Source organism: Paenibacillus sp. 32352, from assembly GCF_002042965.1.
Classification (GTDB): Bacteria; Bacillota; Bacilli; order Paenibacillales; family NBRC-103111; genus Paenibacillus_S; species Paenibacillus_S vulneris.
Map to the genome: position 1 here is coordinate 84,929 of NZ_MZNT01000001.1, position 25,556 is coordinate 110,484.

Sequence of the window (25,556 nt, forward strand, 5' to 3'; positions counted from 1 at the left end):
GGTGACGATTGAGCTATGGCATTTCATATTGTACTAGTGGAACCGGAAATTCCGGCCAATACGGGCAACATTTCAAGAACATGCGCAGCGACAGGAACGTGGCTGCATCTGGTAAGACCGCTTGGCTTCAACACGGATGATAGGACTCTAAAGCGTGCGGGGCTGGATTACTGGCATTCCGTAAAGCTCGAATATCATGATTCCTTTCAGGAAGTGAAGGATAAATATAAGGACGGGCGCTTCTTCTTTGCCACGACCAAGGCCAGCCGCGTTTACACCGATTTTACATTCCAGGACGGAGATTTCCTTGTCTTCGGTAAGGAAACGAAGGGGCTGGCGCCCGAGATTTTGGCGGAGCACCCGGAGCAGCTGATGCGCATGCCGATGTCGGATGCGGTCCGTTCTCTGAATTTATCCAATTCAGCGGCTATCATTTTATATGAAGCTTTACGTCAAAACGGGTTCCCAGGCCTTACTTAAATTACAAACAATTAAGGGGGATATGGCAGGAATTTTGACACAAGCCACGAATAGTATAAAGACAAGCTTTTGTACGTATCCGGGCTTGGTTATAAGGTTCTTTTTGTTGTGGAAAGTGAGGTGAATTAGTGATGAAACCGGCAGGTGTAGTTAGAAAAGTAGATCAGTTGGGCCGTATCGTACTTCCGAAGTCGCTGCGTAAACGCTATCAGATGAATGAAGGCGACCCTGTTGAAATATTAGTTAGCGGAGATCACATTATTTTGGAGAGATATCGTCCGCGCTGTGTGTTCTGCAGCTCGATGGAGCAGGTCAGCGAGTTTAAGGAGCGTCACATTTGCGCCGAATGTTTAGGCGAAATGAGCGTTCTGAAATAGAGGGCTGCAGGAGATAAAAAGCAGAAAGCATCACATTCCTTGAATTTCAGGAGCGTGATGCTTTTTTTCATTCGTTATCGATAGTTCGAAACGGTAGGTTATCTCATCATGATCTCAAGAAAGGCCTTTAGGATTAAAGACCTTTCGTCTTGTCGTCATTATAAGCTGCAGTGCACATAGCTACGAGAAACATCAAGAAGACTAAGTTGACAATCCAAAATGTTGCTGACATCAGTCTGCACCCCCTGCCCCTTATTATAACCAATCACTGCCTAAAAAAATATTACCAAAATGTGAACATTTATTTAAAAAACAAGAAATGCGTCGGTAACGGACGAAGTTTTCCATCAGAAGGACGGTTGATGATCTGCCCCTCATAAATAAGGCTTGAGGAGCCGCCGCCATCCAGATTATAGGCATCCTTCACGCCTAGCTGGAGCAGCTTGTCCTGCAGCTCTGCAAGCGTAGCTCCCGAATTGCCCCGCTCGTCGTACCCGTCCGTGACCAAAAACAGCAGCTGGTCATTCTTGAAGTTGCCGACCACGGTTCTCGGGGCCCGCGCAGGCGAGGTTTGCCATTGCGGCGGAATCGTTTGCTTCTTGCCGTTTTGCAGCAGCACAGGAACGAAGGTGGCGCCAAAAGCCGGCTTCAGCTTGTCCAAATCCTCCTGGCGCGAGAATTTGCCGCCGATCAGCTTGCGGTCCGTACTGAGCCCGATAAACGCAAGATCCTCAAACGTCGGCTCAAACCCATACACATATTTGCTGTTATAGACGGTCGTGCTGAGAGGATATCGTTTCCCCGATTTATTGTCATCGGCAAATCCGCCTGCATTGATACCGGCGACAGCACCATAGCGGCGGGCGGCGTCCAGGGTCGTTTCGCTTCCGCCCACGGCATCCTTGCCGAGCACCATCTTCATCGCTTTGTCGGATTTCATATTTACCTTCAAAGCATAGCCCTTATAGTTCTTGTCGCTGAAATTATAAAGCTTCAAATCAATATTGGTGCTACTGGTTTGTCTCGCGACCTGGCCTCCAAGCTTGGCGGCCACCCGGGAGTCGAAAATAGCATTCGGCTTGGCGGATGCGGCCTCGGCCGTCGCTACCATAGCGGTCACTTCCGAAGCGCTCTTGTCATAGAGCTGAAAGAAGCGCTCGATGGTCGATTTGGTCTGGGTTGCATCCTCCTTGGCCTTGTCCAGCTGCTTGCCCGATGCTTCCAATTGGGATTGTATCGAAAAATCGGTCTTGGCAAACCTCTGGAATTCGGGAAGCTGGACGGAAACCTGGGAACAAAGTAAAAAAATCATCATACCGAGAAAAGGCGCCAGTGCCAGCAGGAGGGTTCGATTTATAAGTTGAATGGGATTATGCATTTCATGAAGTCTCCTTATTGCAGTACATCCAGGTTTTTCTTCAACTCATCCAGCTTTTTCTTCACTTCATTAAGCTGCGTATACAGCTGGTTGCTGTTATCGGTCTTGTTATTGGCGCTATCCTTGGTGAAGGCGAGCAGCTCGTTCAAGGAATCGATCTTTCCCTGCATCTTCGTAAGGTCGCCGCTGACGCTTTCCTTCAGCTCCGCAATCTGCTTCTGGTAGTCTTCCTGAACCGCCTTCAGCTGCGCCTCGGTCTGTACCGCAATCTCCGCGGCGATCTGCTGCCGCAAATGATCGGTATACAGCTTGGCGCCGAGCGCTCCTAACGCAATCAATAGCGTCCATCCCATAAATAAAAAAACATAGGTTTTCTTCCTGCCTTTAGCCGGCTTGCTTTTTCGCACCACCAGCTGCTCGGAAGCAGGTTCCAGGGGCATATTCATGGTTGATTCACCTTCCTGTACTCGTTCGGTGAGAGGCCAACCGTCTTTTTAAACACCTTGCTGAAATATTTCTCATCGTCGTAGCCTACCATCTCGGCGACCTGGGCAATCCGTAAATGGGGATTTAACAGGAGAAGCTTCGCCTTCTCAACACGAATGTCACTAAGATAATCGGATAAATTGACTTTAAACTCTTGTTTGAATTTACGGGAAATATATTCACGGCTTAAATAGAAATGATTGGCAATCTCTTGTAGCGTAATATCCTGATGATAATGGTTTTGAATATACTTTGCAATCTCGTAAATGACGTTCTGATCCCGGTGCTGATGATCGAGCAAATGCTTGGACAGCTCGGTCAAGCTTTCAGTCAGATGCTTCCTCCACACCGGGATGGACAGGGAGCCCGCTTCGTCCGAAGGAATCGTAAACGGAGCGGAGTTCAGCCAGGTTTGCAGCTCGGGCGGCTTCTCTCCGAACCATTCGGCAAGCCACCGGCTGCGCATGACATTGTATTCGTTCCACCACAGCTCCAGCTGCTCCAAGGTGATGACTTCGAGCTTGTTTACGGCGGCTATCCAATCATCGACCGCCTTGCCGATTTGTTCGGCGCTGCCGCTTTGGACGGCCAGACGAAGCTGCTCGGCAAAGTCGCTGAAGGAAAGCATAGGCTGCAAGGCAGGGAGCGGGTCCGGCAGCAGATAGACCCGTTTGTCCTTGGTAAGCAGATTGCGTCGGCGCAATGCGGTTCTCGCATCCTTATAGGCGGCAGGCAGGCCTGCCGGGAACGGATGAACACGGCTTACGCCGATATCGAGGCTGCTTCGCAGCGCTGCCGTCATCCCCCGTTGAATGGCGGTGAGAAGGTCATTCCAGGAATCATCCGGGCCGAACAGGAGAATGATGATTTCACCTTCACTGTTCCAGTAGCGATAGGCGACGCCGCGGCGGCCCTCACGAAGGATCTCATTACCTATATTCGTAATGGAGAAGAATAATAGGTCCGAATTGGCGTCGAACTTCTTTTTCAACACCGCGTTCATCGTATCCAGCGTCATGATCGCTAACCGGCATTCCTTCACGCTGCGGCTCAAGCCGAATTCCCGGTCTAAAGCCGAGGCATAGGCTTCATGCGTAGAGGGCTCCGCTATCAGGTTGGAGAGCAGCTTCTCCCAATAGACAGGACGGATTTGGTTCATTTCGATGTTGCTTAACCTCTGCCGGTGACGCTCCTCTTCCTCGCGGACCCAGCATTCTAATGCTTTGCTGACGGCGGCATGAAGCTGCTCCGCGTCAATCGGCTTCAATATGTAATCAACCCCGCCATGCTTGACGGTATGACGCACCAACTGAAAATCATCGTGACCGCTGATGACGATCGTTTTGCCGGAGGCATAATGAGCAGCGAGCCATTCCAGCAGCTCCAGACCGCTCTTGACCGGCATCATCATGTCCGTAAAAATAAGCTGCGGCTGATGCTCCTGAATCAGCTTAATCGCTTCTCCGCCGTCCTGGGCCTCGAAGATCTCGTCGATGCCGAAATGCTTCCAGTCGACGAGCAGCTTGACGGCCTCGCGGACATGCTTTTCATCGTCTACTATGATGGCTTTCATGATGTGGTCCTCCTAAAAGTGCCAAGGCACATTAAACTGACTATCGTGTTACGGCAGCAAGCGGAATCGTAATGGTGACCTTTACCCCGGAAGGGTCGCAAGCCTCGATATTCATGGCAGCTCCGGGGAAATACAGCTGCAGCCGCGAGCTCACATTGAGGAGTCCGATGCTTTCCGACGGCTCGGCTGACGCCTTCAAATGCTTGCTTAACTGCTTTTGCAGCTTGGCTAGCTTCTCTGCCTCCATCCCACTTCCGTTATCCTCCACAATAAGCTGAAGCTGCTCCTTCTCCAGAAGCTTTCCTGCTATTCGCAGGCTGTTCGACTTCTCGCGAGGGTCGAAGCCATGCTTGAAATAGTTTTCGACCAGCGGCTGAAGGATCATTTTGGGCACCTCAATGCCCAGCGTATCGTCTTCTATCTCGAAGGAAACGGACAGATCATTTTCAAATCGCTGCATTTGCAGCTGCAAATACGATTTGACATGGTCCAGCTCTTGCTTGAGCGGAACGATCGTTTCATCCGTATTCATGCTGTAGCGCATCATTTTGGCCAGGGACGACAGCAGGGAGTAGATCTTCGGCGCCTGATGCTGCAGTGCCAGCGTCCCGATGGACTGCAGGCTGTTATATAAGAAATGCGGGTTGATTTGCGCCTGCAGCGCCTTCAGCTGGTTTGTTTTATTCGCCAGATCGAGCTTATATTCACTTAAGATCAGATTGTTGATCGTTTGCATCATGAGACGGAACCGCCGGGCAAGAATCCCGATCTCGTCGTTGCTGTTGACCTGAATATCGACCTGCATATTCCCGGTCTGGATTTTGTTGATATATCCGATCAAATTTTTGATCGGCGCCGTGAACCGGAACGAAATATACAGGGTTGCCGAAATGACGACGATCAGAAACAGGCTGAAAATCAGCGTATTGATTTTGGTCAGCTCGCGCGCATTTTTGTACAAGCTCTCGTATGGAATCCGCTTCACCAGCGTCCAGTTCATATAGGGAGTCGACATTCGCTCGTAAATATGGATGCCGGAGAACGACTTGCTCTTCCATTCGAAGCTTCCTTTGCTATCGGGCATGGCCAGCAGATGCTCCGCCCAATCCTCATGCAGCACATGGCCCACCGCAGCGGGATCGGTCCCATAGATAACCGTGCCGTCTTGATCCAGTATGTAGAGCTCATCCTGTCCCGGTGTCGTCAGCTGCTCGCTGATGGTTCTTATCACATCCAGGCTGAAATCGATTGACAAGATTCCCAGCTCCTGCTGGGTCAGCGCGTTTCGGATCGACCGGTGGAGTGTAATAACCGATGACGGAGGGACATAGAAGATGCTTCCCATCTTGTAGTCATGGATGAGATGGGTCGGCTCCAGCCGCAAATCGACGCCCTTCATGTCAGGAAGATATTTGGCTACCTGGCCTTCGTTGCGCAGCGGATTCCCGAGCAGAATCGAGAACGAACGGTCGCTCTTGGCTATATATAAATACGTCTGCCGAATCTCCTTGACGGAATTATACAGAGTTTGCAGCCCCCTGGATATTTCGCTGATGCTCAAGTAATCCGAGTCCCCGTTCTCGATAATTTTGTACAGCGTCGTATCGTTGTACACGGATAAGGAATTCTGCTCTAATACCTTGAGGTAATTCATGATATTCGTTTTCCCTTGGTAGATGAGGTTCGAGCTGCTGGCAATGGCCTCGGCTGAAATCGTCTGCTTCGTGAAAAAATACGTAATGACCATCGAAGTGGAGATCGGGATGATCGTAGCGGCGAGCAAAAAAATAATCAGCCTGTTGCGAATGCTGTTACGAATCATAGACGTCCCCCTTCATGATCTTTTCCAAATGCAAGTTTATTGTAACAAGCGACATCAATAAATTCCACCTGATGGGTCACCATATTCGGTGTTTTTCAACCGCTTCCGTTTTTATACTAGGGTTATACTTATCAAAAGGGGGAAAGATGCTATGAAAGCTAAGCATCGCTTGTCGGATTGGATGCTTCAGACAGTTTTCGTCGGTCCGGCGCTCGTCTTTTTCTCCATTATCGTGATCGTTCCGTTTCTGATGAGCATTTACTATTCTTTTACCGAATGGAACGGAGTCACCTCGACGATCAAATGGATAGGACTCGATAACTTCAAAAAAATTATCGTAGACGATAAAGATTTTCACTCGTCCTTCTGGTTTACAGCCAAATTCACCATCACGAATGTACTGCTTGCCAATGGTGTCGGCTTTATCCTGGCGCTACTGCTGACACAGGCTTTGAAAACCCGTAATATTTTGCGTACGGTGTTTTTCATGCCTAACGTCATCGGCGGCCTGCTGCTCGGCTTTATCTGGCAGTTCATCTTCGTCAAAGGGTTTACCACGATCGGGGAAGCAACGAACATCGGCTTCTTCCAGCTGCCCTGGCTCGGAGATGCACCGACCGCCTTTTGGGGTCTCGTAATTGTAAGCGTATGGCAAACCGCAGGATATTTGATGGTCATCTATATCGCCGCGCTGGCGAATGTGCCCAAAGATATCGTGGAAGCGGCATATATTGATGGGGCAAGCCGCTGGCAAACGCTTCGGCAAATTACGATTCCGCTGATTATGCCTGCCGTGACGGTCTGCTTGTTCCTGACCATCTCTTGGGCGTTCAAAATGTACGATCTTAACGTATCGCTGACCAAAGGCGGACCGTTCAACTCGACGCAATCCGTGGCGCTGAACATTTACGACGAGGCGTTCCGCAATAACCGGTATGGTCTTGGTACGGCCAAAGCGTTTATATTCTTTATCGTAGTAGCCCTTATTACAATGGTTCAGGTTTGGATGACGAAGAAGAAGGAGGTTGAAGTGTAATGGAAGCGAAACACACTTACAATCTTCGCTTGCTCGCATTGGAAATCGTCGGGATTATACTTGGACTCCTGTTTCTGGTCCCGTTTTATTTTGTTATCGTTAACTCCATGAAAAGCTTCGGCGAGCTGCTCATCAACTCGGCCAGTCTGCCGCAATCGCTGAACTTCAGCAATTACGTCAAAGTATGGGGCATCATGAAATTCCCGAAAGCGTTCTGGAATTCGCTGCTCATTACCGTATTCAGCAATCTGGGGCTGATCGTCATCAGCTCGATGGCCGCCTACCGCCTGGTCCGGGTGCCGTCCCGCTTCAATAATCTGGTGTTTCTTGCCTTCGTTGCGGCAATGGTCATTCCGTTCCAGTCGATCATGATTCCTCTGGTCCGCGTTGCCAGCGAAGTCGGTCTTATGGACAGCATTCCCGGGCTTGTCATTTGTTATTTCGGTTTCGGCGTATCGCTTAATGTGTTCTTGTACCATGGCTTCATGAAGTCAATCCCTCTGGAGATAGAGGAATCCGCTACGGTGGATGGCTGCTCTCCAATGGGCGTATTCTGGAAAATTGTATTCCCGCTGCTGAAGCCGATGACAGTAACCGTCGTTCTTCTGAACAGCTTATGGATCTGGAACGACTTCCTGCTTCCGATGCTGATCTTGAACAGCCCGGATCTGCGGACGATTCCGCTGACTACCTATTCTTTCTTCGGTCAATATACGAAGCAGTGGGATTTGGCTCTCGCGGCGCTGGTGCTCGGTGTCATTCCAATCGTACTCTTCTTCCTGGCCATGCAGCGTCATATTATCGAGGGCATTACAGCCGGTTCGGTAAAAGGGTAAACTAATCCTATTCCGGCATCACCGGTCAATACGTTACACCTTTTCGTTCAATATAGTCCGTGTTCGCAGAAGGTGATCTTTTTTACAATAAAAGCGTAAACAAAACAAACCCGATTCATAGAGACACATGCTTTATAAATGAACAAACATAAGGGGAGGCTTCTCTAATGAAAAAGAAGATCGCAATATTAGGCTTAACTACGGTAATGCTCGGTTCTCTGCTGGCCGGCTGTGCCAAGAGCGACCCGGCTCCGGGAGCGGGAGGAACTACAGGCGGAGATGCCGGAGGCAAGAAAGTTACGCTCAAGATGTTCCAATTCAAGGTCGAAATTGCCGAGCCTTTGGCTAAGCTGGCTGCTGAATACGAGAAAGCTAACCCAGGGGTAAAGATTCAAATCGATACCGTTGGCGGCGGCTCCGACTATGGCGCGGCACTGATGGCGAAGTTCAACTCGGGTGACAAGCCGGATATTTTCAATAATGGCGGCTTCACCGATCTGGACAAATGGATCGAGCATCTGGAGGACTTGTCCGATCAGCCTTGGGTGAAGGATATGGTTCCTGTAGCCAAGGAGCCAATGACCAAGAACGGCAAGCTGTATGGCCAGCCGCTGAACCTGGAGGGCTACGGCTTCTTGTATAACAAAGATTTGTTCGCTCAAGCGGGTATTACCGAGCTGCCTAAGACGCTGTCCCAGCTCGAGGATGCCGCCAAGAAGCTTCAAGACAAAGGCATTCAGCCATTCGTCAACGGTTATGGAGAATGGTGGGTGCTAGGCAACCACTTTGTCAATATTCCGTTCGCTCAACAGCCTGATCCTAACGCATTTATCGACGGCTTGAACAAAGGGACAGCGAAAATCCAAGGCAATGCTGGCTTCGAGAACTGGATGAAGCTGTTCGACCTGCAGCTGAAATACGGCAACAAAAACCCGCTGCAAACCGATTACAAGACCCAGGTTACCGAATTTGCAACAGGCAAAGCGGCAATGACGCAGCAAGGCAACTGGACACAGCTTCAAATTACGCAAACGAACCCTAACATTAAAGTCGGCTTCCTGCCGATGCCGATCAGCGACGATGCCGCAGCTAATGATAAGCTTCCGGTCGGCGTGCCTAACAACTGGGTTATTAACAAAAACTCTCCTAACAAAGAAGAAGCCAAGAAGTTCCTGAACTGGATGGTTACTTCCGATATCGGCAAAAAGTATATTACAGAAGAATTCAAGTTCATCCCGGCCTTCACGAACATTCCGGCAGATGAGAAAATCTTGGGTCCTTTGGCCGCCGACATTATCAAATACAGCAAAGAAAACAAAACGCTCAGCTGGAACTGGTTCAAGTTCCCAGGCGGAGAAGCCAGCAGCCAGAAATTCGCCGCTGCCATGCAAGCCTACGTTGCGAAGCAAAAGACGAAGGATCAAATGCTGGACGAATTCCAAAAAACATGGGATAGCCTGAAAAAATAAATAATGCTGCAACAAAGACCTCGGCGCAAGCCGGGGTCTTATTATTTTAGATACGATGAAGATAGTCCGATCAGCTGCTGGTCCGCAATATTAGAACATGCCATTCTCATTGGGAGATTCCTCCGGTATGGGCTGGCCCACATCCCAAAATTCGACGATGAGGCCGTCATGGAAGCGGAAGATATGAACCACAGCTCCTCCAAGGTCCTCTTGCTTTTGCTTTACATGGGAGTGAACCGCAACGATACCGTCCTCTTCGATGGCAAGCTTGACCTCAAGGATTTTGTAGGGGTTCTTGGCGGCGTTCTCTTCCATTGCGAGCATAAGAGAATCCGCATCTCCGCGGAAAAAAGGATTATGGTGGCGGAAACCCGGACCAATGTACCTCTGGTATGCTTCACGCACTTCACCTGACGCCACCAATTGTAAAAACAACACCGCTTTTTCCTTGAGAGAAGTTTTCATTACAAATCATCCTTTCTTCTAAGGGTTGTCTGTCTGGTACCTATTATATCCAATTAGTAGTTTTGCCACCGTTCTATGCTTTACCTCTGTTCCTAAGCAATTGCTTCAACATGTCCTGTGCATGTCCTGCGAGATCAATAAGCACTCCCCCCCATGTGTACACCATCTTCTATGAAATGGATGTTCCTTTTTTAAGCTTTTGTTCGAGTTGGGCGTTCTGGCGGGTTTTTCGACTGGATACCAGGGAACTATTTTACAGCAAAGCGAGCAATAGGAAGCAATGGGGACGAAATAGCTATCAAGGGATGATTAGCCAGCAAAACCAATGCTAAATCCGCTTACAGGTGCTTACGAGGGGATTTGGCGCGAATCTGTCCGTTTAACAGAAGCGGGGTTCGCTGTTACAATGAGTATGAATTAGCGGCCAGATGGTGACGGAGGATGGACATGATAACAAGGCTTATTTCGGGTGGCAGACAGTGGTATGTGGCAAAAAAACGGTATTTACCTGAGGATAAGCGGTTATCCAGGGATGCGAAGGTATCCTTATTTATTCACTTTTGCTTTCAATTCGGCGCGTCCATGTCAGGAATATTTTTGACGCTGTATTTGTGGAGGCTGACCGAGAGCCTGTGGATTAACGGGATGTACTACATCGTGAACTACGGCATAGCGCCGCTGGCATTTGCCATGGGGGGCTTCATCATCAAGCGGAAGGACCGTATGGTATCCTACCGCATCGGCATCGGATTGATAGCGCTTTTTTATTTGATTGTCGTATTTGCGCAGGAGAAGGTTGTAGATTATTATGTCTTGTTTGCGATTTTTGGAGGCGCGGCCGGCTCGTTCTACTGGGCAGGCTATTTGACCCTTATGTACGACGTATCGACAGAGCAAAACCGGATCCGGTATCTGGCTATCAATATGATCGTATTTACATTGGCGGGCTTGATTGGTCCTGCCCTGGCAGGATACATTATCCGGCAAAATGACGGGCTTCAGGGGTACACGATCGTGTTCTCCATCGCCTTCTTCATGTTCCTGATCGCTACGCTGGGAAGCTTGAAAATCAAGACGAAGGTTTCCCATCATAAAGCATATTATTTAAAATTCGTCGGTCTGCTGATGAACAAGAACAAGCGATGGCTCAAATCCCTCATCGGCTTCTGGGTGATGGGCTTGTTCCAGGGGATCATGCTGTTCTTGCCCAATATCCTGCTGTTTCAAATTGTCGGCAGGGAGGATCTGGTGGGCTATCTGGGTGTCGTCTATGCGACGCTGAGCATCGGCATGGGTTTGGTTCTTTCCCGTTACGGCCGGGAAGACCGAGCCCGCAAGTTTCTGGTCATCTCTACGGTGGGCTTTGTCCTGGGCACCTTGTTTATTTTATGGAAGCTGACGCTCACAACTGTCATTTTGTTTATGGTGCTGTACTCGATCTGTTCTCCGCTGCAGGGGAATACGATCACCTCGTTCTACTTCCGCCTGATCGGGGCGCTTCCTTTGAAGGGGCAGCTGAGAGTGGAGTCTGTCGTTATGCGGGAGACGTTCCTCAATTTTGGGCGTGTCGTCTCCATTCTTGGCCTGATCCTTATTACCCGCTACAGCGGGAATGAGCTGCTGCCTTGGGTGCTGTTTTTCGCCGCATTGACGCAAATAGGGATGGTCTGGCTGCTGGAGCGGGTGCCGGAGGATGAGCCGGTGAAAGATGTAAAAAAGAAGAGCTTGCCTTAAGGGGGAGCTGGTCATGTTGGGAATCCTGTAGAGATTAGAATTTTTGCCAATATACGCCGATGGGGTATGCCCCTCCAGCCGCTGTTGAAACCCGTGAATTTGATTATATTAAGCGGTATATTCTCGGATTTCAAAGGCGGACGTAAACTCCTCCGAGGCATACCCCACCTCCATATGTAGCAAAAGTTCACGTTAAAACAGGGCTTCGAAACAACCTGAGCTTCCCTTAAGGGCGAAGCTCTTCTTTTTTTGGGGTAAAAGTAATAGTTAAGATATTTGCACCCATTCTTCGCCGTCGGCGCCATCGAAGCGGTACCAGACTTCCCCTGTGCCGGATATCCATTTTCCGCTGGATGTAACCTTTTGCGGAGCATAGTAGCCTGCCGGATGCTTTACTTCATCCTTGATGGGGAAACGGTATGTAATCGTTTGATCCGTAAGCTCGATCAAGTCGGTGACGGTCTGTACGTCATGCGGCTTTTCCAGCGGCGCTCGAGCCGTCCTGAGCCACACACGGCCTGTACCGGTTTCGATGCAGGACCATTCACCCGAATTAGCGGTGATGTCATAGGTACCCGGAGGCAGCCATCCGATTTCCGCTGCTTTGTCATAGGGCTCGGTAAATAGTCTGGTTTCCGTAAGAAGGGTTGCTTTCAACGGAATATCTCGCTTCCACAGAAGCCAGCGGTCACCTTGAGGGAGAGAAATGTTCAACCATACCGACTGGTCCAAGGGGCGGTTTCCGGGTCCCCAGAGTCCCTTGACATGAACGGTGCCGGCTGGCAGCGTCTCCTGCTGTTCCTTCAGCTGTGTCGGATAGGGAAAGACTACGGCTGCTTCAGCAAGCACCACATCGAACGAGACGGAAGCGGCCTTGACGTTTTCCGGAATGAACGGCTCAGCAATCCATTTGCTTCCGTAGGTCGTCTCTATCCGGTACCACGTATGCTGGCTTAATCCTACGCTTGTGACGTTATGCGCTTTGTAGTTGAAGGTAGTAAACCTTCCAAGGACCCTCACCTTCTGCGGAGGAAGCATCCGTTCTGTCGGTTCAAAGCTCTGCTGCAAGTCGTAGAGTCTTGTGTCTTGTACCAAAGTAATATCCCTATCTAACGTTTCGAAGTTTCCAGTCGCTACTTTATCCGAAGCCGGAATCCATTTGTCCCCGAGCCAGGTTTCGACCAAAAACCATTCAATATCCCCCTCGTCCGTCTTGGGAAGGGTCTCCTTGACGTTGACCTGCTGGGGACCGGAAACGATACCGGACGGCTCCCCAGACAAGCTGCTGTTACTGTACATTGGGGAATCCTTCAGGATGACAAGTCTGGATACCGGCAGATTAGCATGGGCCTGCACGGCAAATGACAAGGATATCAGGAACATTCCTAACCCAATGATCCGTCCTTTTCGCTTTACGCTCATCTTAGCTCCCATCCTTTCATAACGATAATGACGCAAGGATGCCGGGTAGAGTTGCTGGTCTACTTTGAAAAAATTGTAAAAGACGCCATCCTTGATTTTCGCGTATGGCCCTTTTTGGGCTTGGACAACCTATTGGAAAAACGCGGGAAGGGATGATTGTGAAAGGTGAATAAGGAAGAAGCGTATGATTGCATCATCATCGGGGGAGGCATAGCCGGACTTCAAGGAGCGATTCAGCTCGGCCGATATAAGCACAAAACCCTGGTAGTCGATAAAGGCGTGGGTAGATCGACGCTGTGCCAATGCTACCATAATGTCCTGGGATGGCCGGATGGCGTATCGGGACCTGAGCTTCGGAGGCTTGGAAGGCTGCACGCGGAGCGGCTTGGCGTTCAATTCATGAAGGATGAGGTCATCGGACTTCAAAAGGAGGAGGACAGCTTCAAGGCTCAATTCAAGGAAGGACGACAGGAGCTGAAGGCGTCGACGCTGTTGCTTGCAACGGGGCTTATGGACCGATTTCCGCAGCTGCCCGGCCTGGAGGGCTGCCTTGGCTTGACGGTCTACGTCTGTCCGGATTGCGACGGATATGAGGTCAGCGGCAAAAAGACGATTGTGCTCGGAGCGGGCAATACGGGAGCTTCCATGGCCATAACGCTGTCTTACTGGACGCAAGAGCTAATCTATATCAATCATGAGCCGGGAAGCTCTGAGATTTCCTCCGAATGGCAGGAGCAATTAAAGGATAAACGCATTTCGCTGATCGAGACACCAATAGCAGAGGTGCTGGTAACGCAGACAGGAGACTTCGGCGGTGTTCGGTTGACAGATGGACGGAGTGTCGAGGGAGAACGCGGCTTTATTGCTTTCGGGGGCAATGAGGTGATGTCCGGGCTGGCGGAGCAGCTGGGAGTGGAGCGGCTTGAGAATCGGCATATCGCCGCCGACCCCCGGTCAAAAATGACGAATGTGCCGGGGGTATGGGCAGCAGGAGATGTCGGCGTGCATTCGGAGCAGGTGACGATTGCCATGGGAGAAGGCTCTCAGGCGGCCATCTGGATACATAAAGAGCTGCTAAAGCGTAAGCAGACCCGAACGCCGGTGCTGCATTAATTCGGTGACAACCGGGCGATCCATTTCTCTATAGGCTCTTCTCCGTTGACGAAAATCCGCTTGAGCTTCAGCGGGTCCTGCTTGGAAGTGGTCATTCCTTGCTCGATAGTAAAGGCGTACCGGAATTCATGGTCCTTTAAAATCTTAAGCGTGGTCTGATTCCATTCGCCGTACGGATAGCAGTACACATCGGCGATCGTTCCCAGCTGCTCCTCGATTTGACGTCGGGCTTCCGTAATTTCATATTCCTGCTTGTCTTTCTTCAGCAGCGGCAGATGAGGATGAGTCATGCCATGAGGCTGAATATCCCATCCGGCTTCATGCATCTCCTTGATTTGATCCCAATTGAGAAAATACCCGTCCTCGACCATGCCGGGAGACATGAACAAGGTGGCGTGAAAGCCGAGCTTCTTGAGCAGCGGAAGCGCATGCTCGTAATTATCGGCATAGCCGTCGTCGAAGGTGAGCAATACCGGTTTCTCAGGAGCGCTTTCCACGCCCTCCATAATGTCGGTAAACTGCCGGAGCGACAAAGGGGTAAAGCCGTTTTCGGATAAGTACATCATTTGGGCTTCGAATTTTTCCGGGGTTATGGTCGCTCTGTTGCCGGGGTCGACCGTGATGCTGTGGTAATTGAGCACGGGAATAGGCGGCGGGGGCTTGGGCGGCGAGGAGTCCCCCGCTTTGGCCGCGGCGGTCTTCTGCTGAAGGAAGGCAGCTTCATCGTCATAGGCAAAGACCGTCGGAGCAAGCGATCCCCACAGGACCAAGCTCATGGCGAGCAGCCACGATACCGCAAGAGTACTGCGGCGCATCGCTCTGCGGACAAGATGAAAACGCATACAATTCAGCTCTATTGAACTCATAGACAGGCTCCTTTGCTTAGAACTCTAGTACTCTATTTATATAAGGAGCTAGACAGGAATATGTCTATTTTGTATGGAATCGTCTTGATGACCCGGTGGAAAAAGGGGCGGCGTCTTGGAGAAGCGCCGCAGTTAGTGAGCTTAAAGCCGAGGGAGCGGGGAAATTAGGAAGAGCTGGAAGCAGGCGCGGGATGCGGAAGCTGCTCCACTACCTGTGCGTAGGTTTGCAGCGCTTCTTCACCGAGTGGCGTAAGCGAGTAGATGCCTCTCTCCACGCGCAGAAACCACCGGTAGAAGTTTTTTTGCAGCAGGCTCGCCGCATTGGCGATACCGGTTTGCTCGCGCAGCTTGCGCGGACTCATAGGTCCGTTCTGCCGGATCAGGTACGCCATATGGAGAGCTTTTTCCCGATAGGAGGTGACGAGCTTGCGCTTGCTGCTGCCTCCTACATTGTAATCGGCGCGGCGCTCCTTGAATTCCCGGACGATCCGCTCAGCCGCTCTTTTGTTATGCCGCGGCAGCACGGCAGGGGCTGCAGGAGCAGTTCCGGCCTCCAAAGAAGCCGCATAATCTGTCGGCTCCGCAAAGCTCTCCAGAAGGGGGGAGAAGGAGAACGAGCCCTCTTTGGATGAAGCTGCCGCCGGAGGATGGCATTCGATAATGACCTGCGGTTTTTTCGTCTTATAAAATTGTACCGTTATCATCCCGATGCCGAGCATCTGGCACAGCTTGCGCAGCTCAGGCCACGTCGCCCCGTGCGGGGCGCGCTTTTTGTTCGGCATTTCGAAGGCTACGTACACCTGCCGGGTTAGCCGAAGCCTGTTGATGCCCTGAAGGAGCAGCGGTACCGAAAAGTTTTTTTTCAGCTCGACGATGACGGGCGGCTCTTCGCCGCGAATCGCGACAAGGTCGCAGTGATGGACTTCGCCCCGGACGTGGTAGCCCTGCTGCTCGAAGAAGCTTTTGACGGGAGCGTACAGCTCCGTCTCGGTTTTGATCGCCACAGCGGCTCGTCTCCTTTGAAATCTTGGGTTCATGTTGCTATGTAAAATTATGTTCATTATAGCATAGTTTTGATAAGATAGATCCTAAAGACTTGCAACTATAGAAAGGGAAGAAACCATGATAGAACAAGTTGGTCAAATCGAACCGTGGCTTGGCAAACGGTTTATGTGCCAGTGCGGTCAAGAGCACGCGGCTCCGATCCGCAAAATTGTCATAGAGCGCGGCGCGCTGGCGGAGCTCGCGCCATATGCCCAGGAGCGAGGCTACACCGGGCTCCTGCTGGTCTGTGACCGGCACACGCTGGAAGCGGCCGGTCGGGAGCTGCTTCAGCTGTGCGAGGCGGCACAGCTGAAGGCGCAGTTGTGCGTGCTCGCGGAAGACGAGCACGGGGAGCTCGCCGCCGACGGGCGCGTCATCGTGCAGCTGATGCTGCACGTGACGCCGTCGGCGCAGGCGATCGTGGCCGTCGGCTCGGGCACGATCCACGACACGGTTCGTTTCGTCGCTCACCGGACGAACCGTGCGTTTCTCTCCGTGCCGACGGCCCCGTCGGTGGACGGCTTCGCCTCGGTCGGAGCGCCGCTCATTATCGGCGGCTTCAAACAAACGATTCCGGCTATGGCGCCGGAAGCTATCTTCGCCGACTTGGCGCTGCTCGTCAAGTCACCGCGAGCGATGATCGCCGCAGGTTTCGGCGACATGCTGGGCAAATACACCTCGCTCGCAGACTGGCAGCTCGGGCGGGTGCTGTTCGGCGAGCCGTACTGCGAGCTCGCCGCGGAGATGACCCGGCAGGGTCTCGCGCTGTGCGTCGACCATGCCGAGGAGATTGCCGCCGGGACGGAGCTCGGCGTCCGCAAGCTGATGGAGGGCCTGACGTTGTCAGGCATCTCCATGCTGCTTGTCGGACACTCGCGGCCGGCTTCCGGCGGAGAGCATCATCTCTCCCATTATTGGGAGATGCGGTTCATCCAAGAGCGGCGCCGAGCCCTTCTGCACGGCGCCAAGGTCGGTGTCGCGGCCGTCAAGATGGCCGCGCTGTATGAGTCGGCCGCTGCGCTTACGCAGGAAGCGGCCGCCGAAGCCATCGCCGCAAGGCAAGCGAGCGGCGACGTGCCGACTCCTGAGCGAATGGCCGCTCAGATCAGCCAGGGCTACGGCAGCATCGCCGACCAGGTGCTGGCCGAGAATGGACTCGGGGCCGGCGCGGACTCCTCATGGGATCATGAGCTGCCTGAGCGAATCATCGAACGCTGGGACGCTATCCGCGGCATTTGCCGGAGCGTGCCGTCAGCCGCAGCGTTGGCACAATGGCTTCAGCAAGCCGGCGGCCCGACGACGATAGAGGAGCTCGGAGTTGAGGAGAAGCTGCTGCAGGAAAGCTTGCACTATGCGATGTATGTACGCAATCGGTATACGATCATGCGGCTTGGACAATGGCTGTAAGACGGCATTGTACAGCGGCGGGACATTCCGGGGACGATCTTGAAGGAGACCGTCCACCCGGAGCGGTCCTGCCGCTGTTTTTTGTTTTTGTCTAAAATTTCGGGCAACTTATCCCCGCGCCCTGCATAATTATTTAATACACTTCGTTTCTTTGATGTAGTGACCGCAAATGCACCGTACGGAGGAGGTTAACTCATGGACATATTCAAGAAAATTTCAGATTACCGAACAGAAACCGAACGACTGGCTTGGACCGGAACCTTTGCCGATTATATCGCCCTGGTTCGCAAGAACCCTCATTTGGCGATGACGGCGCATTCCCGTGTTTACGAGATGATCAGAGCGCAAGGCATCGGGGAGGATAACGGCAAACGCAGGTATCATTTCTTTGAGAAAGAAATATTCGGTCTTGACGCGGCCATTGAAAAACTGGTCGAGGAATACTTCCATTCCGCCGCGAGACGTCTGGATGTGCGTAAGCGTATCCTCCTCCTGATGGGTCCGGTCAGCGGCGGCAAGTCGACGATCGTGACGCTGCTTAAGAAAGGACTCGAACAATTTTCGCGTACGGATAGGGGCGCGGTATACGCAATCAAAGGATGTCCGATGCACGAGGAGCCGATGCATCTGATACCGCAGGAGCTGCGGCACGAAGTGGAGGAAGAGTTTGGCATCAAGATCGAGGGCAACCTGTGCCCGTCGTGTCAAATGCGGTTGAAGACCGAGTACAACAGCCGCATAGAGGATGTGCTGGTGGAACGGGTCCTGATCTCCGAGGATAACCGGACAGGAATCGGTACCTTCAGTCCATCCGATCCGAAATCACAGGATATTGCAGATTTGACCGGCAGCATCGATTTTTCAACGATCACGGAGTACGGGTCGGAATCGGATCCGAGGGCATACCGGTTCGATGGGGAGCTGAATAAAGCGAACCGCGGGATTATGGAATTCCAGGAGATGCTGAAGTGTGACGAGAAATTCCTGTGGAATTTGCTGTCATTGACTCAGGAGGGGAATTTCAAGGCCGGACGCTTTGCGCTGATTTCCGCCGATGAGCTGATCATTGCCCATACGAACGAATCCGAGTACAAATCCTTCATTGCGAACAAGAAGAATGAAGCGCTCCAGTCGCGGATGATCGTCATGCCGATCCCTTATAACTTAAAGGTGTCGGAGGAAGAGAAGATTTATGCGAAGCTGATCCGGCAAAGCGACATGGCCCATATTCATATTGCGCCTCACGCTCTGCGGGCAGCAGCGATCTTCTCGATTCTTACCCGCTTGAAGGAATCGAAGAAGCAGGGAATGGACCTTGTCAAGAAAATGCGCATGTACGACGGGGAAGAGGTCGAGGGCTTTAAAGAAGCGGATTTGAAGGAAATGCAAAACGAGTACCTCGAAGAGGGCATGTCGGGAATCGATCCCCGGTATGTTATCAACCGGATTTCCAGCGCATTGATCCGTCAGGGACTGGAATTCATCAACGCCTTGGATGTGCTGCGCGCCCTGAAGGACGGCTTGGATCAGCATCCTTCCATTACCAAGGAAGAACGGGAGCGTTACTTGAACTTCATCTCGGTTGCCCGCAAGGAATATGACGAGCTGGCGAAGAAGGAAGTGCAGAAGGCGTTCGTGTACTCGTTTGAGGAATCGGCCAAAACGCTGTTCAACAACTACCTCGATAATATCGAGGCTTATTGTAACTGGGGCAAAATTAAAGATCCTTTGACCGGTGAGGAGATGGATCCGGACGAAAGGCTGATGCGTTCTATTGAAGAGCAGATCGGCATTTCGGAAAACGCCAAAAAAGCTTTCCGCGAAGAAATATTGATTCGCATGTCGTCCTATTCGCGCAAAGGGCATCGCTTCAATTACAGCAGTCACGAACGGCTGCGTGAAGCGATCGAGAAGAAGCTGTTTGCGGATTTGAAGGATATCGTGAAAATTACGACTTCAACGAAAACTCCGGACGAAACCCAGCTGAAGCGGATCAACGAAGTAATTAAACGTCTCGTGGAAGAGCATGGCTATACAACGGCATCAGCCAATGAGTTATTGAGATATGTGGGTAGTTTGCTGAACCGCTAAAAAGCCTTTCGCCGATTGCCCTAAATAAATAGGAGTGTATCTAGAGGGGCCATCCGATTGATGGCTCTTACTGTTTGTTTGGGGCTGCTCTGGTTACGTGACTTTGCTTGCCGGCAACGAGATATGAGTAGGTATTCGCCCATTTTCCTATAGGCATTCACCCTCCTAGGCGCATCGACATAAACTACACTATGACAAATGCCTATATTACTTAGAAAGCGGGAGATACCGAATGACGAATACTCAACTCGAACATACGGAGGAAACTCGCCCGGATGGTCACGGAGGCGGTCACGGGGGCCACGGAGGGTCTCATGGAGGATTTCACGGAGGCCATGGAGGATTTCATGGAGGTTACCACGGTGGCGGCTACCATGGCGGGTACCACGGACATGGAGGGTATTACGGAGGGGGCTTCTATAGCCCATACATTTTTCCAATTGTGATAACCGATGGAGGGTATAATCCATACCCTTATCCGTATCCTTATCCATACTATCCTTATTCCTATCCGTATCCTTATTATTGATTACGTGACGATGCTATAGAGCTATAGTGAAAGAAAGCTTTCGGAACCGCGTAAAACACGGAACCGAAGGCTTTTTTGAATTATTGGCGGAAGAATCACGAGGAAGTAATAACAGGCATCGTAATTTCAACGACGGTTCCCTCATTGACGACACTGTGAATTTCCATACGCCCGCCATGGTTCTCAATAATTTTATAGGTTACCATCAGACCGAGACCGGTTCCCTTTTCCTTGGTTGTGTAGAACGGCTCTCCAAGCCGTGGAATCCGTTCCTCGGGGATACCGCAGCCCTGATCGGTGAAGCGGATCAGCAGATGGTTGTCGTCGCGGGAGCAGATTTCCATCAGGACCTCGCCCCCGTCCGGCATCGATTCAATCGCATTATTCAAGATGTTAATGAACACCTGCTTGATCTGATTTTCGTCGCAATTGATGAGAGGCAGCGGCTCCTCGATGTTCATCATCAGCTTTACATTATGTATCATCGCTTGTGAGCTGATTAAAGCGACGGTGCTTTGCAGTATCTGACCGGCATCCCTCGGCTGTGAACGCAAGGACTGCGGCTTGGCAATCACCAGAAATTCGCTGACGATGAAATTGATCCGGTCCAGCTCGTCCATCATGATGTTAAAATACGATTCGAAGCCCGAGATTTTCGTTTGCATCAGCTGCACGAAGCCCTTGAGTGAAGTAAGCGGATTGCGGATTTCGTGAGCCACACCGGCGGCCAGCTGGCCAACAATCGATAGCTTTTCGGAACGGAGAAGCATTTCCTCGGCTCTTTTTCGTTCACTGATATCTTTACCGATCATATATACGCCATTCATCTGGCCGTTAACTACGATGGGGACATTCAGCACACTCAGCTCGACGGTGCTTCCGTTTTTATGGAGGAACGTAATTTCATATTGATGATTTTGCCCGCGCAGCGTTCCGGCAAACTGCTCCTGCCAGCGTGTCATATGCTCCGGGATGATAAGATGGTGTATGGACTTGTTCAACAGCTCTTCTTCCGTATAGCCGGTCATTTGAAACAGAGCGGGGTTGGCGCTGGTACAATACCCGTAGCTGTCGAATGAGCATATAGGGTCGGGATTGTGCATAAACAGCGATTTGTACCGCTGCTCGCTTTGCTCAAGCTTTTTCTCCGCCTTTTTCTTTTCATAAATCGCCTGGATCATCGCATAGGAACGCGCGAATCGGCTGTCTTCTTCCTGGGCCAGTATAGATTCGAAGATATCGCTTTGAAATTCATCCGGATCACTGCTCTTGTCCAGCTTCTTAACTTCCCCGATCAGCGTTTGTACATTGGTAATATGATCCTTATGAATCCATGCGGCGGATGCCGTTTTGTACTGGCTTCCTTGACCGGTGCTCAAATAAACGATGCCCTTCTTGACATCGTACCCGTCCACGTGGTTCATATTGACCACGTTCATCTGGTCGATCAACCGGAACCCTTCCTCGTACATCCATTCTTCAAAGGCTTCGAGAGAAGCCGTCCAATAAAATTTATCGTTGATCGTATGGATGACGTATTCCTTTTCCCTCAGGCATTCTATTTTGACGACGTCATCGGAATTGACGATCATAATGTCGGAGCCTTTTTTTCCGTCTCGGGTGACGGGAATTTTCTGCATGTCTTTGGTTCACCTGCCTGCCTGCATCTTATCATTGATATGAATCACAGCTTATGTCAAACCGAGAGGCTTAGATAAAGTCCAAGTAATGTTAGGAACAGGGTTGGTATCGTAAGAAGGATCCCTGTCTTAAAGTAGTACCCCCAGCTCACGTTAACGCCTTTTCGGGATAAAATATGGAGCCATATTAACGTAGCCAAAGAACCGATGGGCGTCATTTTGGGCCCCAAATCACAGCCTATGACGTTGGCGTAAATCAGCGCTTCCTTGATGGCTCCGCTGGCATGAGTCGTATCGATGGCCAGCGCGCCGATCATGACCGATGGTAGATTGTTCATGATCGAGGACAAGAAAGCCGAAAGAAAGCCCATTCCCATGGCGGCGGCAAACAAGCCGTGCGCGGCAAAGGAATCGACCCAATGGCCCAATAGGGAGGTGAGTCCCGCATTCTTTAGCCCATAGATAACCACATACATTCCAATAGAGAAAAGGACGATGGACCATGGCGCTTCCTTCATCATGCGGCTTGCGCTCATCACCTTGAACCGATGGCTTGTCCAAATAAGCAATCCGGCTATGAAGCAGGCGATAAGGCTCACCGGAATCCCCATAGCTTCACCGAATAAATAACCAAGAAAAAGCAGGCCTAACAAATACCAGGACAGCTTGAACATAGGCATGCTTTTAATGGCTTCCCGGGGCGGGTGTGCAAGGGAAGTATCGTAAACCGCCGGAATGTGTTTTCGGTAATAGAAATAAAGAACTGTGATGCTGGCTGATAAGGAAAAGAGATTGGGAAGCATCATCGTCAAGGCATACTCAGAGAAGGATATATGGAAGAAATCTGCAGATACGATATTAACGAGATTGCTGATGATAAGCGGAATCGAGGTGGAATCGGCAATAAAGCCGCTGGCCATGACAAAGGGCAGCACAGTAAGGCTGGGCAGCTTGAGGGCCCGCATTTGTGCCAGAACGATAGGCGTGAGAATTAAAGCGGCCCCATCGTTAGCGAAAAAGCAGGATACCAGCGCTCCAAGCAAAATGGTGAATAAGAACAGCCGAATACCGTTACCTCGGGATAATCGTACCATGTGCAGAGCGGACCATTCGAAGAAGCCCAGCTCGTCCAGAACTAATGATATGACAATTAATGCAACGAATGTAAGGGTAGCATTCCATACGATGTGTGTGACTGCTGCAACATCCGCCCATGAAACGACGCCAGCCAGCAAGGCAAGAACCGCTCCGCCGACGGCTGACCAGGCGATATTGAGCCCGCGCGGCTGCCAAATGATCAACGTGATAGTAAGAATAAATAAGAGAATGGCAACAACCGAACTCATAATTTCATTTAATCCTCCAGCCAAATAAACACAATGAATTCATTATAGCCTTTTAAGTTTTGAGAAGTAAATGCAATAATTAGCAAAAACGATTTTTAAATAAGAAGATTGACAGGATCGTACGTTTTTAGACGTTTTTATGAGGGGAGCTTAGAGCGTATTCAATCCACAGGGGCAACCTTTCCTGCCTATTTATCAGAGTTCCTCCATTGCCAGGTTTCTTAAACGGGCTCAGACCGCCATTGGCGGTCTGAGAGGGGACATGAATCAAGACTCGTCGACATATTCGTCCTGATCGCTTCCCCAAATAAAGTCTTTGGTATAGTCGATGCCGGGGGCATCATCCTGTCCGGCGTTTAGACTCTCGTTGAGACTTTCGGAAGCGGGGGCCGTCTCTTCTGCCTCTTGAGTCGATTCGGGATTTAAATGGTTATCCATCGTACTCCTCCTTTCACGAGGGTATTTTTACCAACGCCCAGGATATTATTCACCAGCTGAATCGCACGCTTGGTTCCCGTAATTCGCTCGCTTCCGCTGGCGGGGCCAAAGGAAGAAAACGGCATGCATCATAGCAAACATCCCAAGAGCAATCGCTTCCTCGGCCAGAAGATAATAGGGATGCGGCCCCAGCCAATCCAACAAGGATGCTGTCGGCGGCTTGTGCATAAGGAACATATAATTGGAATGAAGCAGCTCGTTTAAGGCCCATACAATAGCTGCCAGCCCGTTCAGAACTATCATGGTTCGGCCGACAGCTATCCAATCGGGCCTATAGCCGCGAATCCAGGTCATGTATAGAGCCGCCATAATAATGGCGCTGTGCACGATGAAAAAATGAAAAAAACGAAAATGAGGAAACGCATACCCTAGGCTAGGGGTAACAAGGGCCTGCAGGGCGCCTCCGATTCCGGCGAAAAACACGATCCCGTACAGCCGGCGGCTGCCGGTTAACAGGAGCATGATGGATAGAAAAACCATAATGCTGCACAGCTCCAACGGAAGTGTACTTCGTACGTCCCACTGCTCTTGCTGCACGTACCAGAGGTTCAGCATCATTTCCGGAACGGCCAATGCCAGCAGGATTCCCCAGCGAATCATGGATTGCAGTGCAGGGACGGCTTGGATACCTTGCCTGCCCATATAAAGCAATAAACATGCAATGCCCAACAAAATGATGGCTGCCAGATGGGACGGGGAAAAAAGCAGGAATGGCTGGCTTGCGAATACATCCCAATATGGATTCATTATGTCTGCCCCCTCATGTAAAAACTTGGATTGTAATGTAGTGTAACGCGCTTACAGGGAAGTGCATAAGTACTAACTTCGACTAGTACCATGAAGCATTAGTTATAGGTTTTATCTATAAAGATGATTTGTTTTATATATTTCAAGTGATAAACAAAATACCGCATAATAGGGGAAGAGACAAAGAGAGGAGCGGATATTCATGAACGGAAGCGGGCAGCAGTGGAATGCATCCTTTTACGACAGCAAGATCGGTTTTGTATCACATCTGGGCAGAGGGGTTATCGATTGGCTGGCGCCGGCACCCGGTGAACGAATTCTGGATCTGGGCTGCGGAACCGGCGATTTGGCGCATGAAATTGCGAGTCTGGGGGCGGAATGCAAAGGAATCGACAGCTCTCGGGACATGATTGAGCAAGCCCGGAGCAAGTATCCGAAGCTTACCTTCGATACGGCCGACGGACACACGTTCCGGCTTCAGGAGAAGTTTGATGCGGTGTTCTCCAATGCGGCGCTGCATTGGATGAAGCGTCCGGAGCAGGTCATCGAATCGGTAGGCCTTGCATTACGGCAAGGAGGGAGATTCGTGGCTGAGTTCGGGGGCAGCGGGAACGTGGGGCGGATCCGCCACGCCATTGCCGAAGTGCTGGGTACGCTGGGTATCGATGCGGAAGAGCGGAATCCATGGTACTTTCCCACCATTGGTGAGTACAGCTTCTTGCTGGAGCAGCAGGGGTTTGAGGTCCGCTCTACGGAGCTCTTTGACCGCCCGACCGAGCTGCCTGACCGGGAATTAGGGATGGAGCATTGGCTTCGTACGTTTGCCGGCATGTTTTTCTCCGGTTTGACAGAGGACGAGAAGCAGGAGGCTTACAGGCAATGCTGCACCCTCCTTCGTGCCGAGTTGTTTAACGGTCAGTATTGGACGGCGGATTACCGCAGACTTCGGTTTGCGGCAGTGTTGAAATAATAGGGAACGGAAGGCCGGGGAGCCGCCTGTAACAGGGCGAAGGCACCCTGGCTTTTTTTGTGCTGCGGACTTGCAAAACCTTAAGCGGGATACCGGCTGGAAGCGCTTTAAATTTTGAAAGAAAATCGTATTCGCCGAGACAGAAATCTGATACAATCATCCTAGGAAAAATGGAAAGCGTTTAAGTGAGGCGCAACTTTTTTACGTTTTATACAGCAAGAAGGGAG

At 51.0% G+C, this 25,556-nt stretch carries 23 protein-coding genes and 1 pseudogene; 12 read left to right on the top strand and 12 right to left on the bottom strand.

Annotated features, from left to right (window positions below):
- The first annotated feature begins 15 nt into the window (after window positions 1–15).
- Both trmL and B1728_RS00385 read left to right on the top strand, forming a co-directional pair.
- Window positions 16–480 (top strand): tRNA (uridine(34)/cytosine(34)/5-carboxymethylaminomethyluridine(34)-2'-O)-methyltransferase TrmL, encoded by a 465-nt coding sequence (gene trmL / locus B1728_RS00380; RefSeq protein WP_079908198.1) that lies wholly within the window; start codon window positions 16–18, stop codon window positions 478–480.
- Window positions 481–611: 131 nt separating this feature from the next.
- Window positions 612–857, top strand: a complete 246-nt coding sequence (locus tag B1728_RS00385; protein ID WP_028551173.1) for an AbrB/MazE/SpoVT family DNA-binding domain-containing protein — start codon at window positions 612–614, stop codon at window positions 855–857.
- A 301-nt stretch (window positions 858–1,158) separates the two neighbouring features.
- Here B1728_RS00385 and B1728_RS00390 read toward each other — a convergent pair whose 3' ends face one another.
- From B1728_RS00390 to B1728_RS00405, 4 genes are read right to left on the bottom strand one after another with little or no spacing between them, the layout of a single operon-like run.
- Window positions 1,159–2,235, bottom strand: coding sequence for a phosphodiester glycosidase family protein (locus B1728_RS00390; protein WP_079908199.1), 1,077 nt, complete (start codon window positions 2,233–2,235; stop codon window positions 1,159–1,161).
- Between the two features lie 14 nt (window positions 2,236–2,249).
- A complete protein-coding gene (locus B1728_RS00395; RefSeq protein ID WP_079908200.1) occupies window positions 2,250–2,681 on the bottom strand; it encodes a hypothetical protein in 432 nt (143 codons plus the stop codon).
- The gene (locus B1728_RS00400) at window positions 2,678–4,294 is read right to left on the bottom strand and encodes a response regulator (protein ID WP_079908201.1); all 1,617 of its coding nucleotides are present in this window, start codon (window positions 4,292–4,294) and stop codon (window positions 2,678–2,680) included. Before B1728_RS00400 ends, B1728_RS00395 begins: the two co-directional genes overlap by 4 nt.
- Before the next feature lie 40 nt (window positions 4,295–4,334).
- The gene (locus tag B1728_RS00405) at window positions 4,335–6,116 is read right to left on the bottom strand and encodes a cache domain-containing sensor histidine kinase (RefSeq protein WP_079908202.1); all 1,782 of its coding nucleotides are present in this window, start codon (window positions 6,114–6,116) and stop codon (window positions 4,335–4,337) included.
- 151 nt (window positions 6,117–6,267) lie between these two features.
- Here B1728_RS00405 and B1728_RS00410 point away from each other — a divergent pair, with 151 nt between their 5' ends.
- From B1728_RS00410 to B1728_RS00420, 3 genes are all read left to right on the top strand, one after another.
- Entirely contained in the window at window positions 6,268–7,152 is an 885-nt protein-coding gene (locus B1728_RS00410) for a carbohydrate ABC transporter permease (RefSeq protein WP_079908203.1), read from the top strand.
- The gene (locus tag B1728_RS00415; RefSeq protein WP_079908204.1) at window positions 7,152–7,988 is read left to right on the top strand and encodes a carbohydrate ABC transporter permease; all 837 of its coding nucleotides are present in this window, start codon (window positions 7,152–7,154) and stop codon (window positions 7,986–7,988) included. Before B1728_RS00410 ends, B1728_RS00415 begins: the two co-directional genes overlap by 1 nt.
- A gap of 167 nt (window positions 7,989–8,155) precedes the next feature.
- Complete coding sequence (locus B1728_RS00420; RefSeq protein ID WP_079908205.1) at window positions 8,156–9,457, top strand: ABC transporter substrate-binding protein; 1,302 nt, start codon at window positions 8,156–8,158, stop codon at window positions 9,455–9,457.
- 90 nt (window positions 9,458–9,547) lie between these two features.
- Here B1728_RS00420 and B1728_RS00425 read toward each other — a convergent pair whose 3' ends face one another.
- Window positions 9,548–9,922: a nuclear transport factor 2 family protein gene (locus tag B1728_RS00425; protein WP_079908206.1), complete on the bottom strand. Its 375-nt coding sequence runs from the start codon at window positions 9,920–9,922 to the stop codon at window positions 9,548–9,550.
- A 447-nt stretch (window positions 9,923–10,369) separates the two neighbouring features.
- Here B1728_RS00425 and B1728_RS00430 point away from each other — a divergent pair, with 447 nt between their 5' ends.
- Entirely contained in the window at window positions 10,370–11,656 is a 1,287-nt protein-coding gene (locus B1728_RS00430; RefSeq protein ID WP_079908207.1) for an MFS transporter, read from the top strand.
- A 267-nt stretch (window positions 11,657–11,923) separates the two neighbouring features.
- Here B1728_RS00430 and B1728_RS00435 read toward each other — a convergent pair whose 3' ends face one another.
- Window positions 11,924–13,078, bottom strand: a complete 1,155-nt coding sequence (locus B1728_RS00435; protein ID WP_079908208.1) for a hypothetical protein — start codon at window positions 13,076–13,078, stop codon at window positions 11,924–11,926.
- A gap of 165 nt (window positions 13,079–13,243) precedes the next feature.
- On the opposite strand from B1728_RS00435, the gene B1728_RS00440 reads away from it, so the two are divergent.
- A complete protein-coding gene (locus tag B1728_RS00440) occupies window positions 13,244–14,191 on the top strand; it encodes an NAD(P)/FAD-dependent oxidoreductase (protein WP_079908209.1) in 948 nt (315 codons plus the stop codon).
- On the opposite strand, the gene B1728_RS00445 is transcribed toward B1728_RS00440, so the two are convergent.
- Both B1728_RS00445 and B1728_RS00450 read right to left on the bottom strand, forming a co-directional pair.
- Window positions 14,188–15,057, bottom strand: a complete 870-nt coding sequence (locus B1728_RS00445) for a polysaccharide deacetylase family protein (RefSeq protein WP_225947895.1) — start codon at window positions 15,055–15,057, stop codon at window positions 14,188–14,190. The genes B1728_RS00440 and B1728_RS00445 overlap by 4 nt on opposite strands.
- Window positions 15,058–15,221: 164 nt before the next feature.
- Complete coding sequence (locus B1728_RS00450; protein WP_079908210.1) at window positions 15,222–16,061, bottom strand: DUF2161 domain-containing phosphodiesterase; 840 nt, start codon at window positions 16,059–16,061, stop codon at window positions 15,222–15,224.
- 166 nt (window positions 16,062–16,227) lie between these two features.
- Between B1728_RS00450 and B1728_RS37455 the strand changes: the two are divergent.
- From B1728_RS37455 to B1728_RS36020, 4 genes and pseudogenes are all read left to right on the top strand, one after another.
- Window positions 16,228–16,671 (top strand): annotated as a pseudogene (locus tag B1728_RS37455) (iron-containing alcohol dehydrogenase); the annotation flags it as partial.
- Window positions 16,672–16,845: 174 nt separating this feature from the next.
- Window positions 16,846–17,508, top strand: coding sequence for a dehydroquinate synthase/iron-containing alcohol dehydrogenase family protein (locus tag B1728_RS37460; RefSeq protein WP_483310965.1), 663 nt, complete (start codon window positions 16,846–16,848; stop codon window positions 17,506–17,508).
- A gap of 195 nt (window positions 17,509–17,703) precedes the next feature.
- On the top strand, window positions 17,704–19,599 hold the full coding sequence (locus tag B1728_RS00460; protein WP_079908212.1) for a PrkA family serine protein kinase: 1,896 nt from the start codon (window positions 17,704–17,706) through the stop codon (window positions 19,597–19,599).
- A 275-nt stretch (window positions 19,600–19,874) separates the two neighbouring features.
- The gene (locus B1728_RS36020) at window positions 19,875–20,045 is read left to right on the top strand and encodes a hypothetical protein (protein WP_179135819.1); all 171 of its coding nucleotides are present in this window, start codon (window positions 19,875–19,877) and stop codon (window positions 20,043–20,045) included.
- A gap of 178 nt (window positions 20,046–20,223) precedes the next feature.
- On the opposite strand, the gene B1728_RS00470 is transcribed toward B1728_RS36020, so the two are convergent.
- The 4 genes from B1728_RS00470 to B1728_RS00480 all read right to left on the bottom strand — a co-directional run bounded on the left by B1728_RS00470 (window position 20,224) and on the right by B1728_RS00480 (window position 24,359).
- Complete coding sequence (locus tag B1728_RS00470; protein ID WP_079908214.1) at window positions 20,224–21,768, bottom strand: ATP-binding protein; 1,545 nt, start codon at window positions 21,766–21,768, stop codon at window positions 20,224–20,226.
- A 56-nt stretch (window positions 21,769–21,824) separates the two neighbouring features.
- Window positions 21,825–23,117 (bottom strand): arsenic transporter, encoded by a 1,293-nt coding sequence (locus B1728_RS00475; protein ID WP_306293504.1) that lies wholly within the window; start codon window positions 23,115–23,117, stop codon window positions 21,825–21,827.
- A gap of 264 nt (window positions 23,118–23,381) precedes the next feature.
- Window positions 23,382–23,552: a hypothetical protein gene (locus tag B1728_RS36025; RefSeq protein WP_179135820.1), complete on the bottom strand. Its 171-nt coding sequence runs from the start codon at window positions 23,550–23,552 to the stop codon at window positions 23,382–23,384.
- 45 nt (window positions 23,553–23,597) lie between these two features.
- Window positions 23,598–24,359: a YwaF family protein gene (locus tag B1728_RS00480; RefSeq protein WP_079908216.1), complete on the bottom strand. Its 762-nt coding sequence runs from the start codon at window positions 24,357–24,359 to the stop codon at window positions 23,598–23,600.
- 202 nt (window positions 24,360–24,561) lie between these two features.
- On the opposite strand from B1728_RS00480, the gene B1728_RS00485 reads away from it, so the two are divergent.
- Complete coding sequence (locus tag B1728_RS00485; protein WP_079908217.1) at window positions 24,562–25,329, top strand: class I SAM-dependent methyltransferase; 768 nt, start codon at window positions 24,562–24,564, stop codon at window positions 25,327–25,329.
- Window positions 25,330–25,556 lie beyond the last annotated feature (227 nt).

Excerpts from the sequence above, each read along its gene's own strand:
- B1728_RS00420 (WP_079908205.1), top strand. The coding sequence starts at position 8,156 with ATGAAAAAGAAGATCGCAATATTAGGCTTAACTACGGTAATGCTCGGT.
- B1728_RS00415 (WP_079908204.1), top strand. The coding sequence starts at position 7,152 with ATGGAAGCGAAACACACTTACAATCTTCGCTTGCTCGCATTGGAAATC.
- B1728_RS00395 (WP_079908200.1), bottom strand. The coding sequence starts at position 2,681 with ATGAATATGCCCCTGGAACCTGCTTCCGAGCAGCTGGTGGTGCGAAAA.
- B1728_RS00460 (WP_079908212.1), top strand. The coding sequence starts at position 17,704 with ATGGACATATTCAAGAAAATTTCAGATTACCGAACAGAAACCGAACGA.
- B1728_RS36020 (WP_179135819.1), top strand. The coding sequence starts at position 19,875 with ATGGTCACGGAGGCGGTCACGGGGGCCACGGAGGGTCTCATGGAGGAT.
- B1728_RS00445 (WP_225947895.1), bottom strand. The coding sequence starts at position 15,057 with ATGAGTTCAATAGAGCTGAATTGTATGCGTTTTCATCTTGTCCGCAGA.
- B1728_RS36025 (WP_179135820.1), bottom strand. The coding sequence starts at position 23,552 with ATGGATAACCATTTAAATCCCGAATCGACTCAAGAGGCAGAAGAGACG.
- B1728_RS00470 (WP_079908214.1), bottom strand. The coding sequence starts at position 21,768 with ATGCAGAAAATTCCCGTCACCCGAGACGGAAAAAAAGGCTCCGACATT.
- B1728_RS00400 (WP_079908201.1), bottom strand. The coding sequence starts at position 4,294 with ATGAAAGCCATCATAGTAGACGATGAAAAGCATGTCCGCGAGGCCGTC.
- B1728_RS00410 (WP_079908203.1), top strand. The coding sequence starts at position 6,268 with ATGAAAGCTAAGCATCGCTTGTCGGATTGGATGCTTCAGACAGTTTTC.
- B1728_RS00430 (WP_079908207.1), top strand. The coding sequence starts at position 10,370 with ATGATAACAAGGCTTATTTCGGGTGGCAGACAGTGGTATGTGGCAAAA.
- B1728_RS00405 (WP_079908202.1), bottom strand. The coding sequence starts at position 6,116 with ATGATTCGTAACAGCATTCGCAACAGGCTGATTATTTTTTTGCTCGCC.
- B1728_RS00385 (WP_028551173.1), top strand. The coding sequence starts at position 612 with ATGAAACCGGCAGGTGTAGTTAGAAAAGTAGATCAGTTGGGCCGTATC.
- B1728_RS37460 (WP_483310965.1), top strand. The coding sequence starts at position 16,846 with ATGACCCGGCAGGGTCTCGCGCTGTGCGTCGACCATGCCGAGGAGATT.
- B1728_RS00435 (WP_079908208.1), bottom strand. The coding sequence starts at position 13,078 with ATGAGCGTAAAGCGAAAAGGACGGATCATTGGGTTAGGAATGTTCCTG.
- B1728_RS00390 (WP_079908199.1), bottom strand. The coding sequence starts at position 2,235 with ATGCATAATCCCATTCAACTTATAAATCGAACCCTCCTGCTGGCACTG.
- B1728_RS00485 (WP_079908217.1), top strand. The coding sequence starts at position 24,562 with ATGAACGGAAGCGGGCAGCAGTGGAATGCATCCTTTTACGACAGCAAG.
- B1728_RS00480 (WP_079908216.1), bottom strand. The coding sequence starts at position 24,359 with ATGAATCCATATTGGGATGTATTCGCAAGCCAGCCATTCCTGCTTTTT.
- B1728_RS00425 (WP_079908206.1), bottom strand. The coding sequence starts at position 9,922 with ATGAAAACTTCTCTCAAGGAAAAAGCGGTGTTGTTTTTACAATTGGTG.
- trmL (WP_079908198.1), top strand. The coding sequence starts at position 16 with ATGGCATTTCATATTGTACTAGTGGAACCGGAAATTCCGGCCAATACG.